Below are 16,357 nucleotides of genomic sequence, written 5' to 3' on the forward strand. Positions count from 1 at the left end.
CGACATGGATGTCGCGAGAGCCGCGATGGGCCATGGATGGCCCACCGCGGCGGGCCTCTGGAGCGGCGATGGAGTGAACGAACCCTGGCGCAGCCGGGCGGGGGCGCCTAGCTCGGATGATCGGGCGGAGGGTTTTGGTTACTTTTGCCCCAAAAGTGACTCGCCCGGGAGGGCGAAACCAAAGACATCAGCAAAAACGCGGCAATTCGGAACAGACGCCCAAAAACAACACACAAACTTGCCAGTCCGGTATCAAGCCGATACTCCACGAACACACATAAAAAACCCGCCATGCAGGCGGGTTTCTTATAGCGAGCCGTCCTCAGATGGGGCGGCTGCCGTATTTGCTGTCGGGCTTCTTGGGTGGGTCGGCGACCACGTTGGGCTCCACCTCCTGCACCTTGCCGCCACGGGCGAGGAACTCTTCCATGGCCCTGGCCAGGGCATCGCGCTCCTTCTGCTTGGCCTCGATGCTGGGCATCTCATCGACCTCGACGGCCTTGGCCTTGCTCTTCTTGCCAGGCGCTACGGCTTCACCCTCGCCGTCATCATCACCGGCGTCACTGTCATCGGCTGCCGCCAGCTCCTCACCGTCGTCCTCGTCGGAGGCTTCCAGATCATCTTGTTCCAGGTCTTCGTCGCTCATGTTCAACCTCATGACTTGCGAAAAGCAGGTTAGTTATAGACCAGTCGTGCAGCCTGCACCGCACGACCGGAAAAAATTCAAATAGCCTCGCCCTGCAGCGTCGCCATCACTCGCCGAGCCCCGCCATGATCACGGTGCTCGCCGAGATAGATGCCTTGCCAGGTGCCTAACGCCAGGCGTCCATCCTGTATCGGCAGGAGCAACTGAAACCCCAGCAGACTGCCCTTGAAGTGCGCCGGCAGATCGTCCGGGCCTTCGTAATCGTGTTCGTAACCCGCCTCCCCTTGCGGCACCAGGCGGTTGAAGAACCGCTCGAAATCGCGACGCACAGCAGGGTCGGCATTCTCGTTGACCGTCAAGGACGCCGAGGTGTGCTGCAGCCACAGGTGCAACAGACCCATGCGTATCTGCGTCAGTTCAGGCAATCCTCTGACGATCTCTTCGCTGACCAGATGAAAGCCGCGACTGCGCGGCGACAGTTCGATCACGCGCTGCATCCACATGGCACGCTCCCAGGCTTTGGCGCGCGCATTCTAGCGTGCTGCCAGAAAAAACAAAGGGCGCCGAAAGGCGCCCTTGTATTTTCCACCGACACTTATTTCTTGCCGGTGAACTCCGGGTAGGCTTCCATGCCGCATTCGGCGATGTCCACACCCTCGTATTCCTCTTCTTCGCTGACGCGCAGGCCCATCACCGCCTTGATGATGCTCCAGACGATTAGGCTGGCGACGAATACCCAGGCGAAGATGCAGCCGATGCCCAGCAGTTGCGCGCCCAGGGAGGCATCGCCGTTGGTCAGGCAGACCGCCAGCAGGCCCCAGATGCCGACCACGCCGTGCACGGAGATGGCACCGACCGGATCGTCGAGCTTGAGCTTGTCCAGAGCGAGGATGGAGAACACCACCAGCACGCCACCGACACCACCGATCAGGGTGGCCTGCAGGGCGCTCGGGGTCAGCGGTTCGGCGGTGATGGCCACCAGACCGGCCAGCGCGCCGTTCAGCGCCATGGTCAGGTCGGCCTTGCCGAACAGGATGCGGGCGACGATCAGCGCAGCGATCAGACCACCGGCGGCGGCCATGTTGGTGTTGGTGAACACCTGAGCCACGGCGTTGGCGTCTTCGATGGTGCTCATCTTCAACTGCGAGCCACCGTTGAAGCCGAACCAGCCCATCCACAGGATGAAGGCACCCAGGGTCGCCAGCGGCAGGTTGCAGCCTGGAATGGCGTTGACCTGGCCATTGGCGCCGTACTTGCCTTTACGCGCACCCAGCAGCAGCACGCCAGCCAGAGCGGCGGCGGCGCCCGCCATGTGCACCACGCCGGAGCCGGCGAAGTCGAGGAAGCCGGCTTCGTTGAGGAAGCCCGAACCCCATTTCCAGAAGCCCTGCACCGGGTAGATGAAGCCGGTCATGACCACCGCGAAAGCCAGGAAGGCCCACAGCTTCATGCGTTCGGCGACGGCACCGGAGACGATCGACATGCAGGTCGCGGCGAACACCACCTGGAAGAAGAAGTCCGAACGCGCCGAGTAGTAGGGGGCGTCATCGCCACCGGCCAGAACGGCTTCGACGCTGTTCTCGTCACCGATCAAAAAGCCCAGGCTGGGGAAGATGCCGCCTTCCGGGCTGGAGTACATGATGTGGTAGCCGATCACCAGATACATGACGCTGGCCACCGCATAGAGGGCGATGTTCTTGGTCAGGATCTCGGTGGTGTTCTTGGCGCGTACCAGGCCGGATTCGAGCATGGCGAAGCCAGCCGCCATCCACATCACCAGTGCGCCACAGATCAGAAAGTAGAAGGTATCGAAGCCATACTGCAATGCAGTCAATGCTGTGTTGTCCATTGTTCACCTCTTGCCGGTGCGCTTATTGGTGCGCTCTTCGGTAGAAGACGCCCGGGTTGGCGCCGGGCGCGCTCCATGTGTAGGCCTGTCGGACTCCGTCAGGCCACCTGGTTCTTACAGGATGTAACCACGCTCGTTGTGCTGGGCCAGGTCGAGGCCGACGTTCTCGTCCTCTTCGCTGACGCGCAGCCCCATCACCACATCGATCACCTTGAGGATGACGAAGGTGACGATGGCGGTGTAGACCACGGTGACCAGCACGCCGACGAACTGGGTCCAGACCTGGGCGCCGATGTCTTCGACGGTGCCGAAGCCACCCAGCGCAGGCGCAGCGAACACGCCGGTGAGGATGGCGCCGACGATACCGCCGACGCCGTGCACGCCGAAGGCGTCCAGCGAGTCGTCGTAGCCCAGCTTGCGCTTGAGGCTGGTGGCGCAGAGGAAGCAGATCACGCCTGCAGCCAGGCCGATGGCCAGGGCACCCATGGGGCCTGCGGTGCCGGCTGCCGGGGTGATGGCGACCAGACCGGCCACCACGCCGGAAGCGATGCCCAGAGCACTCGGCTTACCGTGGGTCAGCCACTCGGCGAACATCCAGCCCAGCGCTGCAGCGGCGGTGGCGATCTGAGTCACCAGCATGGCCATGCCGGCGGTGCCGTTGGCGGCCACCGCAGAGCCGGCGTTGAAGCCGAACCAGCCAACCCACAGCATCGCTGCGCCGACCAGGGTGTAACCCAGGTTGTGCGGTGCCATCGGCGTGGTCGGGAAGCCCTTGCGCTTGCCCAGCACCAAGCAGGCCACCAGGCCGGCAATACCGGCGTTGATGTGCACTACGGTGCCACCGGCGAAGTCCAGCACGCCTTCGTCCCACAGGAAGGCGCCGTCACCGGACCAGACCATGTGGCAGATCGGGGCATACACCAGGGTGAACCAGACGCCCATGAACACCAGCATCGCGGAGAACTTCATGCGCTCGGCGAAGGCACCGACGATCAGCGCCGGGGTGATGATGGCGAAGGTCATCTGGAAGGTGATGAACACGCTTTCCGGGAAGGCGCTGACCAGGCTGTCGACGGTCAGGCCGCTGAGGAATGCCTTGTCCAGGCCGCCGATGAAGGAATGGAGGTTGGTGACGCCCTTCTCCATGCCTGTGGTATCGAAAGCCAGGCTGTAGCCGTAGACCACCCAGAGAATGCTGATCAGACCGGTGATGGCAAAGCATTGCATCATCACCGACAGCACGTTCTTCGAGCGCACCATGCCGGCGTAGAACAGGGCCAGGCCCGGGATGGTCATGAACAGAACCAACGCAGTGGCGGTGAGCATCCAAGCCGTGTCACCGGAATTCAGCGTCGTTTCCGCGGCCATGGCCAGGCCCGGGGAAAACAGGGACAAAAGGGCTCCAAGCCCTGCGATTTTTCGCAGAGTCATGATTTAACTCCTGGGACGATTCTGGGGGTGGGCCGACGGCTGGGCTTAGATCGCGTCGGTATCGGTTTCGCCGGTACGGATACGAATCGCCTGCTCCAGATTGACCACGAAGATCTTGCCGTCACCGATCTTGCCGGTGTTGGCCGCCTTGGTGATGGCCTCGATCACGCGATCGAGCTGATCGTCGGCGATAGCCACGTCGATCTTCACCTTGGGCAGGAAATCGACGACGTATTCGGCACCGCGGTACAGCTCGGTATGGCCCTTCTGACGGCCAAAGCCTTTGACTTCGGTAACGGTGATGCCCTGCACGCCGATTTCCGACAAGGACTCGCGCACGTCGTCCAGCTTGAACGGCTTGATGATGGCAGTGACTAGCTTCATGAAACTCTCTCCCGTGTAAGGTGGACTTGCCCCAGGAATTTTCGGCCCGTCGCAAGTCTAAGCGCAGTGTCCGGCTTTTGTAATGCACCGACCGCCCAACCTGGCCTGGCCGATACCCACCAACCGCTTCCGACGAGGCACTCCTGCGCTTCGCCTGACGCCCCGGAACTGCATCGGTGCATGCGTCATGAGGGGTTAAGCAGAAAGCTTGCCAGCTCGCTGAAAGGCCCTTTTTTTCAGGCAGTTAGCCCAGAGGACGGGATACTGGCCAGGGGCATCCCCATAGCGACCGCACCAAAATAAGGCAGGCAAGACCGCCCCATCGCCCGAAAATCGTGCAAAGCATCACGGCAAGCCAGAAAAAGCATGCGTGCTACACTGCCGCGCAACTGGATCTGGAACACAACCATGCTGCCGCCCAAAGCCCTGCTCGACACCCTCAGTAGCCACGCCTCACGCCTGTTCAGCGGCGAAAGCCCGCTGCCACGCGCCGAGTTGGAAGCCCAGTTCAAGGCCCTGCTGCAAAGCGGCTTCGCCAAGCTGGATCTGGTCAGCCGTGAGGAATTCGACAGCCAGATGGTCGTCCTGGCCCGTACCCGCGCCCGCCTGGAGGCGCTGGAAGCCAAGGTCGTCGAGCTGGAAGCCAAGCTGAACCCACCCGCCGACTGATACGGCGGGGCATGCTGATCAAGGAGCGATCATGTCCCTGGCCATCGTCCACAGCCGTGCCCAGGTCGGTGTCGAAGCACCGGCCGTCACCATCGAAGCCCATCTGGCCAACGGCCTGCCGGCCCTGACTCTGGTGGGCCTGCCGGAAACGGCGGTGAAGGAAAGCAAGGATCGGGTGCGCAGCGCCATCCTCAACGCCGCTTTCGACTTCCCCAACCGCCGCATTACCCTCAATCTGGCGCCGGCCGACCTGCCCAAGGACGGTGGCCGTTTCGACCTGGCCATCGCCCTGGGCATACTCGCCGCCAGCAGCCAGATCCCCGCTGACACGCTGGATGAATACGAATGTCTGGGTGAGCTGGCGCTTTCCGGCGCCATCCGCCCGGTGCAGGGCGTGCTGCCCGCCGCTCTGGCGGCTCGCGCGGCCGGGCGCACCCTGCTGGTGCCCCAGGCCAATGCCGAGGAAGCCAGCCTGGCTTCGGGGCTGCAGGTGATCGCCGTCGACCATCTGCTGCAGGTGGCCGGCCACCTCAACGGCAGCCAACCGCTAGCGCCGTATCAGGCCAAGGGCCTGCTCAGGCAGAGCCGGCCCTACCCCGATCTGGCCGAAGTGCAAGGCCAGTTGGCCGCCAAGCGCGCCCTGCTGGTGGCCGCGGCCGGTTCGCACAACCTCCTGCTCAGTGGCCCGCCGGGCACCGGCAAGACCTTGCTGGCCAGCCGCCTGCCGGGCCTGCTACCGCCATTGGAAGAAGACGAAGCATTGCAGGTGGCGGCAATTCATTCGGTGGCCAGCCATGCGCCCCTGCAGCACTGGCCGCAGCGCCCGTTCCGCACGCCCCATCATAGTGCTTCGGGGCCGGCGCTGGTCGGTGGCGGCAGTCGCCCGCAACCCGGCGAGATCACCCTGGCGCACCAGGGCATTCTGTTTCTCGACGAGCTACCGGAGTTCGACCGCAAGGTGCTGGAGGTGCTGCGCGAACCACTGGAAAGCGGCCATATCGTCATTGCCCGCGCCCGTGACCGGGTCAGGTTTCCCGCACGCTTCCAGCTCGTCGCGGCGATGAACCCCTGCCCTTGCGGCTATCTGGGCGACCCCAGCAACCGCTGCCGCTGCACCCCGGACCAGATCCAGCGCTACCGCGCCAAGCTGTCCGGGCCGCTGCTCGATCGCATCGACCTGCATCTGACCGTGGCCCGCGAAAGCACGGCACTGCAGGTCAGCAGCGAGGAGGGCGAAACCACCGCACAGGCCGCCGCCAAGGTGGCCGCTGCGCGCCAGCGCCAGTTGCAGCGCCAGGGCGTGGCCAATGCCTTTCTCGACCTGCCCGGCCTGCGCCAGCACTGCCATCTGCCGGACATCGACCGCCAGTGGCTGGAAAACGCCTGCGAACGCCTGGGGCTGTCGCTACGCGCCGCCCATCGTGTGCTCAAGGTGGCGCGCACCCTGGCCGACCTGGAAGGCGCCGAATCCATTGCCCGCCAGCATCTGGCCGAGGCGTTGCAGTACCGGCCCAGCCAGAGCTGACGGAATCAGTGGAAGCGCTCGACTTCCTGCCGTAGCTGCGCCGCCACCTGATCCAAGGCGCTGGCGGTCTGCGCCAGATTGGCCACCACTTCGCGCTGTTCGCCATTGGCGTGGGCGATGTTCTGCAGGTTACCGCTGAGCACGGTGGCAGTGCGGCTCTGCTCCTGGGTGGCCGTGGTGATCACGGCAAACTGTTCGCCAGCGGCGCTGCTGCGCTCGGTGATCTGCGCCAGTGCGGCAGCCACCGTGGAGTTGCGCTCGAGGCCGTCCTGCATCAGTTGCCGGCCCTGCTCCATGGTGGCGATGGCGCTGTTGGTCTCGCTCTGGATGCTGCCGATCATCGCGGAAATCTCGTTGGTCGCCTCACGGGTGCGCCCAGCCAGGTTGCGCACCTCGTCGGCGACCACGGCGAAACCACGGCCCTGTTCGCCGGCTCGTGCGGCTTCGATGGCGGCATTGAGTGCCAGCAGGTTGGTCTGGTCGGCAATCGCGGTGATCACGCTGACGATGCCGCCGATCTCCTGGGAGCGCTGGCCCAGTGCATCGATCACCCGCGAGGTTTCATTCAGGGCTTCGGCAATCTGCACCAGCGCTTCGGAGGCCTGATCCATGGAGGCACGACCGCTGCGGGTCTGCTGGGCGTTTTCGCTGGCCAGGCGCTCGGTGTCGCGCATGTTGTCGGCGATATTCTGCGAGGTGGCACTGAATTCCTCGACCGCGCCGGCCATGCTGCTGATCTCGCCGGATTGCTGATCGATACCCGTGTAGGCCTCGCTGGACAGGGACGACAACGTTTGCGCACGAGCACTGACGTCCTGCGCGGCATGGCGAATGCGCGCCACCATGGTGGAAAGCGCTTCACCCATCTGGTTGAAGCTGTGCGCCAGCAAGCCGATCTCGTCATCGCTGGATAGCGCCAGGCGCGCGCTCAGATCGCCCGCCCCCAGCGCATGAGCCTGTTGCACCAGGTCGCCCAGTGGCCGCAGCTTGCGCCGCAGCAGCCAGACCACCGCCGTCACCGCCAGCAACAGGGTGATGGCGCTACCGATGGCCAGCCGCGTGCCGACCTTCCAGGTCACCGCCTGGATCTCCTCGCGCGGCATGCTCGCCAGCACCGTCCAGGGGCCACCGGCAAAAGGCCGGGCCACGCTGTAGAACTCCTGCGCGCCATCGCTCCAGAAGCCGCCTTCGCCCGGATGCTCGATCAGCTCTCCGAGAGCGGCAGGCAGAGGCTCCAGGGCGTTGCTGCCGGCCGGCTTGACCAGCCACTGGCCCTGTTCGTCGAGCAGCGCCAGAGAGCCACTGCTACCGATGCGGAACTCGGCCAGCTTGCTGAACTGCAGTTGCTGCGCATCGGTGTAGTCGAAACCGACGAAGAGCACGGCGATCACCTGCCCGCTGCCATCGCGCACGGGGGTGTACTGGGTCATGTAATTGCGTCCGAACAGCGCGGCCCGCCCCACGTAACCCTGGCCGGCCAACAGGCGCTCATAGGCCGGGTGCTGGTGGTCGAGAGTGGTGCCCAGAGCCCGGGTGCCATCCTGTTTGGTCAGCGAAGTGGTGATGCGGACGAACTCGCTGCCGTCACGCACGAATACCGTGGCCACCCCGGCGGTCATGCGGGTGAAGTCGTCCACCTCGGTGAACTCGTTGTTCAGCCGCACGCCCTTCAGGTAAAGCGCCGGTGCTTGCAGGCTACCGACGCTGACCCGCTCGTCGGCGCGCAGTTGCAGCCCGCTGCTGAAGCGCTGCTCGAACAGCCCGGCGAGGCGCTGGGTGCTATCGCGCAGGCTGCCGTGGAAGGTTTCGAGTTGATCGGCCAGCAGGGCGGCCTCACTGCCCAGGTGTCTCTCGCGAGTCACCAGGTTGCCTTCGTCGAGCGAACGCAGGGCGAACAGGGTACTGACACCAATCAGTATGACCAGCACCAGCGCCAGGGTGGCGGCGAGTTGCAGGGCGATGCGGGACCGTGGAGTTTGCATGAGGGCCTCGATGCTTACAGCAGGTCAGAGGAAGGGGAAGAAGAGATCGTATCTCTACTACTTTAGTAGGAGCCGCGCAGCTTACCCCACGATTTCAGTAGGTCAATCGCCAATTGCCATCATCTAGAACCAGTTATCTGATTTCATATTCCGCAGCCACTCAGGAGGCCGCCCGCTGCACCTCGGGCAGGCGCATGGCGGCGACCTGCGCTTGCAGGAAACGGCATAACCGCTGCAAACGCGTACGCGCCCGATGAGCACGCGGCCAGACCAGGTAGTAGCCCTCGCCACTGCTCACGGCCGTGCGCCAGGGCAGACCAAGGCGCCCGGCCTCGACGTCCTCGGCGATCATCAGCAGGTCGCCGATGGATACCCCGTAGCCGCGCCCCGCCGCCATGATGCCCAGTTCGAGCATGTCGAAGACCTGCCCGGTCTTGAGCGGCACCTCGGCGCTCAGCCCGGTGACCTGCAGCCAGCGCCGCCAGTCACGCCGATCCGGGGTGGGGTGCAACTGTTCGGCGGCCTGTAGCCGCTCGAGCGACCAGACACCGACCTGGGTTTCCTGTGCCGCGCACACCGGGATCAGCCATTCCTCGAACAGCAGCGCACTCTCCCATTCGTCGGGGAATTGGCCATCGGAGAGCAGCACGGCGCAGTCGAAGGGCTCGCGGCGGAAATCCACCTTGTCCACGTCCATCCAGGCACTGGTCAGTTGCACCTCGTCTTCCGGGTGGGCCTGACGGAACTGCGACAGCCGCGCCAGCAGCCAGCGTACTGTGAGGGTCGAGGGCGCCTTCAGGCGCAGCACGGCATCGTCCAGGCGCAGACTGGCGCAGGCGCGCTCCAGCGCGTCGAAGCCCTCGCGCAGGCCGGGCAGCAAGGCCTTGGCCGGCTCGGTGAGCAGCAGGTTGCGCCCATGTCGCTCGAACAGGCGGCAGGCGAAGTGCTCCTCGAGGGTACGGATGTGCCGGCTCACCGCGCTCTGGGTGATGGCCAGCTCCTCGGCCGCGCGAGTAAAGGAGGCATGTCGTGCGGCGGCCTCGAAGGCGCGCAGGGCATAGAGCGCGGGCAAGCGACGACTCATGAAGCTATACCATGAGTTTTTATCATGCCTGGCATGGTTATTTTCCTTTTGTGGAGGTCGACTCGAGACCCGAGAATGGCGATCTCCCAGCTCAATCATGAGCCTGGAGCTGTCTATATTGCCGAAGTTTGACTCATCATGAAAAACCACCTTGGGCACGAAGCGCGAGCGCTGCTACGCCTGGCCGGCCCGCTGATTTCCGCGCAACTGGCGCACGCGCTGATGATCTTCACCGACACGCTGATGATGGCGATGCTCGGCCCACAGCAACTGGCCGGCGGCGCGCTGGGCGCCACTTGCTACTTCATCTTCTCGATCTTCTGCAGCGGGGTGATCGCCGCCGTCGGCAGCCTGGTGGCCATCCGTCATGGCGCGGGCGATAACGCGGGCATCACGCGCCTGCTGCAGAACGGTCTGTGGCTGGCCCTGGCGCTGGCCATCGGCAGCGCACTGTGCCTCAACGGCCTAGGCCCTCTGCTGCCGCATCTGGGCCAGGATGCCGGCGCTGCCGAGCAGGCCATGGCGTTCCTGCATCCGCTGTCGCTGGCCTTGCCCGGCTACCTGTGCTTCCTGGCCTTGCGTGGTTTCACCAGCGCCATTGGCCATCCCGGCCCGGTCATGACCATCAGCATCGCCGGCACGCTGGCCAACTTCGTCATCAACTACGCGCTGATCCAGGGTTGGTTCGGCTTGCCCAGCCTGGGCCTGCGCGGCATTGGCATGACCACCGCACTGGTCAGCAGTGGCATGGCCCTGGCGTTGGCACTGCACATCCTGCGTGCGCCCCTGTACCGGCACTACGCATTGCGCGCGGCTCTGGCCCGGCCGCAACGCAGCGAGCTGCAGGCGCTGCTGCGCCTGGGGCTGCCCATCGGCGGCACCTATGCGGCCGAGCAGGGCCTGTTCACCTTCGCCACGCTGTGCATGGGCGCACTGGGCAGCGTGCAACTGGCCGCGCACCAGATCGCCATGCAGACGGTGGCGCTGGCCTTCATCGTGCCGCAGGGGCTGTCCTATGCCGTGACCTACCGCGTTGGCCTGCATCACGGTGCGGGGCGTCCGGGCCTGTCACGCCTGAGCGGGCGGCTGGGCATGGGCCTGGGTGCGACGCTGATGCTGCTGTTCGCCCTGGCCTTCTGGCTGCTGCCGGAATGGATCATCGGCCTGTTTCTCGACCGCCATGACCCGGCCTTCGCCGAGATCATCGGCCTGGCCGTGACGCTGCTGGCGATTGCCGCCTGGTTCGAGCTGTTTGATGGCCTGCAGAGCATCGCCATGGGGGCGATACGCGGGCTGAACGATGGCCGCACCACCTTGCTGATCGGCCTGGCCGGTTACTGGGGCGTCGGCGCGCCGCTGGCCTGGCTGCTGGCCTTCGCGCTGGGCTGGGGCGCGCAGGGCGTCTGGTGGGGGCTGGCTGCCGGCCTGGCGGTCACCGCCAGCGGCCTGCTGCTGGGCTTCGAGTACAAGTGCGCGCGCCTGTTTCGGGACAGCCCTGAGCCATTCGGCAGTGCCCGTCTACACCAGGCCGGGAGTGTCGGGCAGGCGTAGCTGGCGCATGCCGAACACCAGGAAACGGGCCAGATCGGCCAGCGGCACGGGCTTGCTGATCAGATAACCCTGCACCTGGCCACAGCCGAACTGGCGCAGTAGCTGCAATTGTTCGGTGTTCTCCACCCCTTCGGCGACCACTTCCAGGTTGAGGCTGTGGGCCAGGTTGATCATGGCGCGCACCAGTTGCCGGTTCTCGGCACGCTCGCTCATGCCGGCGACGAAGCTCTTGTCGATCTTCAGCAGGGCGATGGGCAGGCTGTTGAGATGCACGAAGGAGGAGAAGCCGGTGCCGAAGTCGTCCAGGGAGAAGCGCACGCCAAACCGCCCCAGTGCCGACATGGTGTCCAGTACATGATCGCTACGGCGCATCACCGCGGTTTCGGTCAGCTCGAACTCGAGCCATTGCGCGTCCACCCCACGCACCTCGATCAGGCGGCTCAGGGTGGCCAGAAGCTGGCTGTCCTGGAACTGGCTGAACGACAGGTTGACCGCCATGTGCAAGGGCGGCAGGCCACGCCCGCGCAGCCATTGCATGTCGCGCAAGGCACGGGAGATCACCCAGTAGCCGAGCGGCACGATCAACCCGGTCTCCTCGGCCAGGGGCACGAACTCGCTGGGCGGCAACAGGCCGCGCTCGGCATGGCGCCAGCGCACCAGCGCCTCCACCCCGACGATGCGCCCGCTCTCCAGGCACAGCCGTGGCTGGTAGTGCAGCTCCAGCTCGTCACGGCGCAAGGCACGACGCAGCTCGCTTTCCAGTTCGACCAGGTTGCGCGCGCTACGGCTGAAGCGTTCGTCGTAGATATGGAAGGCGCAGCCAGATTGGCCCTTGGCCTGCTGCATGGCGGTGTGCGCCCGCCATAACAGCGGGTCGACGCCCTCACCGGCCCGCGCATGGGCGAACCCCAGGCTGCTACCGATCAGCAGGCTCTCGCCATCGACCCAGTAGGGCTCGGCCAACGCCTCGGTGATGCGCTGGGCCAGACCTTCGAGCCGCTGCGGGTCACGACGCATGTCCAGCAGCAGGGCGAACTCGTCGCTGCCCAGGCGCGCCAGGTGGTCACCAGGCTGCAGCAGCTCCTTGAGACGCGCCACCACCTGTACGATCAGGCGATCGCCCCCCTGATAACCAAGGGCATCGTTGGCGTGACGGAAGTTGTCAAGGTCGAGATGGCCGAGCACCCAGCCACGGCCACCGTGCTCGCTCAGATGGGCGACAAGCAGCGTCTGCAGGCCCTGACGATTGGCGATGCCGGTCAGAGGGTCCTGTTCGGTCAGGCGTTGCAGGGTCTGCTTGAGGGTGCCCTGCTCGCGGGCGTAACGCAGGCAGCGCCTGAGCACTTCAGCATTCAGGCTGCCACGCACCAGCCAGTCACTGACGCCGACAGGCTCTTGTGTCGGCTCCTGTTCGAGCAGGAGGATCATCGGCAGCGGGCAGAGGCTGGGGTCGGGCAATAGTTCGGGCGTCGCCAGTAGCAGGCTGTCCCCCACATCATCGCAGAGGCGCCGAGCCACATCCCACGAAGGCGCGGTGATCAAGGGTGACGGGCTGCCCAGCGCGCGCAGTTGGGCGCGCAACAGTTCGGCCCAGTCGGCTGTCTGCGCCAACAGCACCAGGCGTACGGGTTCGATGAGCATGGACAAGCAAACTCCCCCAAGACACAAGAATGACGGCGAATCCAGCTCGCCTGGCCGCGTCGTAACCGACGTCTAATCAAGGACATCCGTGTGAAAGGTGGAGCACATCCTGAGCTATAGCCAAATAACCGGCAAGTCTCGCCATGAAACAAATAATCCATGACAAGTCTGTTGCGTGGCACGCACGGGGGTGAAGGGCACGGCAGATTCCCCTGGGCCTGTTAGAATGCGCGGCTTCCTTTTACCGGCAAGTGATCCCATGTCCCGACTCAATCCCCGGCAGCAAGAGGCCGTGAACTATGTCGGCGGCCCCCTTCTGGTGCTGGCCGGCGCGGGTTCCGGCAAGACCAGCGTGATCACGCGCAAGATCGCCCACCTGGTGCAGAACTGCGGCATCCGCGCCCAGCACATCGTCGCCATGACCTTCACCAACAAGGCCGCACGCGAGATGAAGGAGCGCGTCGGCACCCTGCTCAAAGGCAGCGAAGCGCGCGGCCTGACGGTGTCCACCTTCCACAATCTGGGCATGAACATCATCCGCAAGGAATATGCGCGCCTGGGTTACAAGCCCGGCTTCTCGATCTTCGATGACGGCGACATCAAGGCATTGCTCAGCGACATCATGCAGAAGGAGTATTCCGGCGATGACGGTGCCGACGAGGTGAAAAACCTCATCGACAGCTGGAAGAATGACCTGATCCTGCCCGACGAGGCGCTGGCCAAGGCACGCAACCCCAAGGAACAAACCGCCGCCATCGTTTATCTGCACTACCAGCGCACGCTCAAGGCGTACAACGCGGTGGACTTCAACGACCTGATCCTGCTGCCGGTGAAACTGTTCCAGGAACACGCCGACATCCTCGAGAAGTGGCAGAACCGCATCCGCTACCTGCTGGTGGACGAATACCAGGACACCAATGCCAGCCAGTACCTGCTGGTGAAGATGCTGGTGGGCATGCGCAACCAGTTCACCGTGGTCGGCGACGACGACCAGTCGATCTACGCCTGGCGCGGCGCACGCCCGGAAAATCTGATGCTGCTGAAAGAGGATTACCCGTCGCTGAAGGTGGTGATGCTGGAGCAGAACTACCGCTCCACCAGCCGCATCCTCAAATGCGCCAACGTGCTGATCGCCAACAACCCCCACGTGTTCGAGAAGCAGCTGTGGTCGGAGATGGGCCACGGCGACGAAATCCGCGTGATCCGCACCCGTAACGAGGATGCCGAGTGCGAGCGCGTGGCGCTGGAAATTCTCACCGAGCACCTGCGTACCCAGCGCCCGTATAGCGACTTCGCCATCCTCTACCGGGGCAATTACCAGGCCAAGCTGATGGAGTTGAAACTGCAGCACCACCAGATTCCCTATCGCCTGTCCGGCGGCACCAGCTTCTTCGCCCGCCAGGAGGTGAAGGATCTGATGAGCTACTTCCGCCTGCTGGTCAACCCGGACGATGACAACGCCTTCCTACGGGTGATCAACGTGCCACGCCGTGAGATCGGCTCCGCCACCCTGGAAAAACTCGGCAACTACGCCAGCGAGCGCAAGATCAGCATGTACGCCGCCGCCGGCGAGATCGGCCTCGGCGAGCACCTCGATGCGCGCTTCACCGAACGCCTGCAGCGCTTCACCAAGTGGATGGATCGGGTGCGCCAGGAGTGCGCGCAGAACGACCCGATCGCCGCCATCCGCAGCATGGTCATGGACATCGACTACGAGAACTGGCTGCGGCAGAACGCCTCCAGCGACAAGGTGGCCGAGGCGCGCATGGGCAACGTCTGGTTCCTCGTCGACGCGCTGAAGAACACCCTGGAAAGGGACGAAGACGGCGACATGACCATCGAGGACGCCATCGGCAAGCTGGTGCTGCGCGACATGCTCGAGCGCCAGCAGGAAGAGGAAGAAGGCGCCGAAGGCGTGCAGATGATGACCATGCACGCCTCCAAGGGCCTGGAATTTCCCTCGGTGTACATCATCGGTTTCGAGGAGGAGATTCTCCCCCACCGCTCCAGCATCGAGGCTGACACCATCGAAGAAGAACGGCGCCTGGCCTACGTCGGCATCACCCGCGCCAAGCGCAACCTGGCGCTGACCTATGCCGCCAAACGCAAGCAGTACGGCGAAGTGATCGACTGCTCGCCGAGCCGCTTCCTCGACGAGTTGCCGCAGGAAGACCTGCGCTGGGAAGGTCTGGAAGAAGCCCCGGTGGAGGTCAAGACCGCCCGTGGCAACGACGCGCTAGCCAATATGCGCGCCATGTTGAAGAAGTAACGTCGCGCAGCGACAGCCGCCGACACCGTAGCCCGGATGCCATCCGGGGAAACCGTCCCGGATTGCATCCGGGCTACGTTCATCTCGAGAGGAACATCGCGTGCAAGCGCTGAAACAGAAAATTCGCGAGGAAGGCATCGTCCTGTCCGAGCAGGTACTCAAGGTCGACGCCTTTCTCAACCACCAGATCGACCCGGCGCTGATGCAGCAGATCGGCCATGAATTCGCCCAGCGCTTCGCCGATCAGGGCATCAGCAAGATCGTCACCATCGAGGCTTCGGGTATCGCCCCGGCGGTGATGGCCGGCCTGGAGCTGGGCATTCCGGTGATCTTCGCGCGCAAGTTCCAGTCGCTGACACTCAAGGACGACCTGCTGATCTCCAAGGTGTTCTCCTTCACCAAGCAGACCGAAAGCACCATCGCCATCTCCGCCCGCCACCTCACCGCGCGCGACAAGGTGCTGGTGATCGACGACTTCCTCGCCAACGGCCACGCCGCCAAGGCGCTGATCGACCTGATCCAGCAGGCCGGGGCGCAGGTCGCCGGTATCGGCATCGTCATCGAGAAATCCTTCCAGGAGGGCCGCGCTCTGCTGGAAAGCGAGGGTTACCGGGTCGAGTCGCTGGCCCGCCTGGCCTCGCTGGAAGGCGGCCAGGTACGCTTTATTGAGTGAGGCACTCGGAGCCTGTTCACGATCTCGCAAGCTGCGATCCGTCGGGCTGGCGCTCCAGCCTGTTTTGCCTCCTTGGGGGAGAAGGCTTGGTTGACACCGGACTGGCAAGTTTGTGTGTTGGTTTCGGTTGTTTTCGGTGTTCAAGCTACTTATCGGTGTTTAGTTGATAGCTCCTGTTTCGCCCCCCGGCGACCTTCTTTTGTCAAACGCCACAAAAGAAGGCAAAAAGGCAGGCCCCGCCATCCGGCCCCGGCTGCGCCGGGGTTCGTTCGCTCCATCGTCGCTCCGAGGGTCGGCGTACATGGGCCGTCCCTGGCCCATTACGCCTCTCGCGGCATCCATGCCGCTCGCCCCTCTACGCAACGATTCCACTCACCCTCCTGAAGGGGCCACTTGCGCGCCTGAACGAACTGGCATGCCATGGGCTGCCCAGCGTGTTCTAGTAGCGATGAGGTCGTCGAATTAAACCAATAGTTTCATTCGCGCAGTTTCATTCGCTTGAACAGCTTGCCGGCTTGCAGCCGGCATCCCGGTCAGCCCTAAGGCTGACCCATGTACAAGCACTCCGCGCTAATCCTGGGTTACCGCAGGTTCAGGCGCGTGCAGAGCCCGCCCAGGAGGGTGAGCGGAATCGTCGTGGAAGAGGTTGAGCG

13 protein-coding genes and 1 pseudogene are annotated in these 16,357 nt (G+C 64.3%); 5 read left to right on the forward strand and 9 right to left on the reverse strand.

Features of this window, described 5'->3' with window-relative positions; translation table 11 throughout:
- Positions 1-322 precede the first annotated feature (322 nt).
- The 5 genes from sutA to glnK form a co-directional block, all read right to left on the reverse strand.
- Positions 323-646 (reverse strand): transcriptional regulator SutA, encoded by a 324-nt coding sequence (gene sutA, locus ACSVIK_RS25395; RefSeq protein ID WP_442446908.1) that lies wholly within the window; start codon positions 644-646, stop codon positions 323-325.
- Positions 647-723: 77 nt separating this feature from the next.
- The gene (locus tag ACSVIK_RS25400; RefSeq protein WP_268179715.1) at positions 724-1,149 is read right to left on the reverse strand and encodes a secondary thiamine-phosphate synthase enzyme YjbQ; all 426 of its coding nucleotides are present in this window, start codon (positions 1,147-1,149) and stop codon (positions 724-726) included.
- Between the two features lie 92 nt (positions 1,150-1,241).
- Entirely contained in the window at positions 1,242-2,495 is a 1,254-nt protein-coding gene (locus ACSVIK_RS25405; RefSeq protein ID WP_442446909.1) for an ammonium transporter, read from the reverse strand.
- A gap of 114 nt (positions 2,496-2,609) precedes the next feature.
- On the reverse strand, positions 2,610-3,926 hold the full coding sequence (locus tag ACSVIK_RS25410; RefSeq protein WP_442446910.1) for an ammonium transporter: 1,317 nt from the start codon (positions 3,924-3,926) through the stop codon (positions 2,610-2,612).
- 45 nt (positions 3,927-3,971) lie between these two features.
- Positions 3,972-4,310, reverse strand: coding sequence for a P-II family nitrogen regulator (gene glnK, locus ACSVIK_RS25415; protein ID WP_003096476.1), 339 nt, complete (start codon positions 4,308-4,310; stop codon positions 3,972-3,974).
- A gap of 408 nt (positions 4,311-4,718) precedes the next feature.
- Between glnK and ACSVIK_RS25420 the strand changes: the two genes are divergently transcribed.
- Both ACSVIK_RS25420 and ACSVIK_RS25425 read left to right on the forward strand, forming a co-directional pair.
- Positions 4,719-4,979 carry an accessory factor UbiK family protein gene (locus tag ACSVIK_RS25420; protein ID WP_442446911.1) on the forward strand — a complete coding sequence of 87 codons (261 nt, stop codon included), beginning with the start codon at positions 4,719-4,721 and terminating at the stop codon, positions 4,977-4,979.
- A 31-nt stretch (positions 4,980-5,010) separates the two neighbouring features.
- Positions 5,011-6,504 (forward strand): YifB family Mg chelatase-like AAA ATPase, encoded by a 1,494-nt coding sequence (locus ACSVIK_RS25425; RefSeq protein WP_442446912.1) that lies wholly within the window; start codon positions 5,011-5,013, stop codon positions 6,502-6,504.
- Between the two features lie 5 nt (positions 6,505-6,509).
- Here the strand turns inward: ACSVIK_RS25425 and ACSVIK_RS25430 are convergent, their stop codons facing one another.
- The 3 genes and pseudogenes from ACSVIK_RS25430 to ACSVIK_RS25440 form a co-directional block, all read right to left on the reverse strand.
- Positions 6,510-7,370, reverse strand: a complete 861-nt coding sequence (locus ACSVIK_RS25430) for a methyl-accepting chemotaxis protein (protein ID WP_442446918.1) — start codon at positions 7,368-7,370, stop codon at positions 6,510-6,512.
- Positions 7,365-8,486: pseudogene (locus tag ACSVIK_RS25435) on the reverse strand (Cache 3/Cache 2 fusion domain-containing protein); the annotation flags it as partial. The pseudogene ACSVIK_RS25435 and the gene ACSVIK_RS25430, both read right to left, overlap by 6 nt.
- Before the next feature lie 160 nt (positions 8,487-8,646).
- Positions 8,647-9,570, reverse strand: coding sequence for a LysR substrate-binding domain-containing protein (locus ACSVIK_RS25440; protein ID WP_442446913.1), 924 nt, complete (start codon positions 9,568-9,570; stop codon positions 8,647-8,649).
- Positions 9,571-9,708: 138 nt separating this feature from the next.
- Between ACSVIK_RS25440 and ACSVIK_RS25445 the strand changes: the two genes are divergently transcribed.
- Positions 9,709-11,121: a NorM family multidrug efflux MATE transporter gene (locus tag ACSVIK_RS25445; RefSeq protein WP_442446914.1), complete on the forward strand. Its 1,413-nt coding sequence runs from the start codon at positions 9,709-9,711 to the stop codon at positions 11,119-11,121.
- Here the strand turns inward: ACSVIK_RS25445 and ACSVIK_RS25450 are convergent.
- Complete coding sequence (locus ACSVIK_RS25450) at positions 11,089-12,768, reverse strand: putative bifunctional diguanylate cyclase/phosphodiesterase (RefSeq protein ID WP_442446915.1); 1,680 nt, start codon at positions 12,766-12,768, stop codon at positions 11,089-11,091. The genes ACSVIK_RS25445 and ACSVIK_RS25450 overlap by 33 nt on opposite strands.
- Positions 12,769-13,021: 253 nt before the next feature.
- Here ACSVIK_RS25450 and rep point away from each other — a divergent pair, with 253 nt between their 5' ends.
- Both rep and ACSVIK_RS25460 read left to right on the forward strand, forming a co-directional pair.
- On the forward strand, positions 13,022-15,031 hold the full coding sequence (gene rep / locus ACSVIK_RS25455) for a DNA helicase Rep (protein ID WP_442446916.1): 2,010 nt from the start codon (positions 13,022-13,024) through the stop codon (positions 15,029-15,031).
- 100 nt (positions 15,032-15,131) lie between these two features.
- A complete protein-coding gene (locus ACSVIK_RS25460; protein ID WP_442446917.1) occupies positions 15,132-15,704 on the forward strand; it encodes a xanthine phosphoribosyltransferase in 573 nt (190 codons plus the stop codon).
- Positions 15,705-16,357: the final 653 nt, after the last annotated feature.

This window comes from Pseudomonas sp. NCHU5216 (assembly GCF_052156495.1).
Taxonomy (GTDB): domain Bacteria; phylum Pseudomonadota; class Gammaproteobacteria; order Pseudomonadales; family Pseudomonadaceae; genus Aquipseudomonas.

Bases quoted from the DNA above. Each gene is read 5' to 3' on its own strand.
- ACSVIK_RS25425 (WP_442446912.1), top strand. From the start codon at position 5,011: ATGTCCCTGGCCATCGTCCACAGCCGTGCCCAGGTCGGTGTCGAAGCA.
- ACSVIK_RS25410 (WP_442446910.1), bottom strand. From the start codon at position 3,926: ATGACTCTGCGAAAAATCGCAGGGCTTGGAGCCCTTTTGTCCCTGTTT.
- sutA (WP_442446908.1), bottom strand. From the start codon at position 646: ATGAGCGACGAAGACCTGGAACAAGATGATCTGGAAGCCTCCGACGAG.
- glnK (WP_003096476.1), bottom strand. From the start codon at position 4,310: ATGAAGCTAGTCACTGCCATCATCAAGCCGTTCAAGCTGGACGACGTG.
- ACSVIK_RS25430 (WP_442446918.1), bottom strand. From the start codon at position 7,370: ATGGGTGAAGCGCTTTCCACCATGGTGGCGCGCATTCGCCATGCCGCG.
- ACSVIK_RS25405 (WP_442446909.1), bottom strand. From the start codon at position 2,495: ATGGACAACACAGCATTGACTGCATTGCAGTATGGCTTCGATACCTTC.
- ACSVIK_RS25440 (WP_442446913.1), bottom strand. From the start codon at position 9,570: ATGAGTCGTCGCTTGCCCGCGCTCTATGCCCTGCGCGCCTTCGAGGCC.
- rep (WP_442446916.1), top strand. From the start codon at position 13,022: ATGTCCCGACTCAATCCCCGGCAGCAAGAGGCCGTGAACTATGTCGGC.
- ACSVIK_RS25445 (WP_442446914.1), top strand. From the start codon at position 9,709: ATGAAAAACCACCTTGGGCACGAAGCGCGAGCGCTGCTACGCCTGGCC.
- ACSVIK_RS25420 (WP_442446911.1), top strand. From the start codon at position 4,719: ATGCTGCCGCCCAAAGCCCTGCTCGACACCCTCAGTAGCCACGCCTCA.
- ACSVIK_RS25400 (WP_268179715.1), bottom strand. From the start codon at position 1,149: ATGTGGATGCAGCGCGTGATCGAACTGTCGCCGCGCAGTCGCGGCTTT.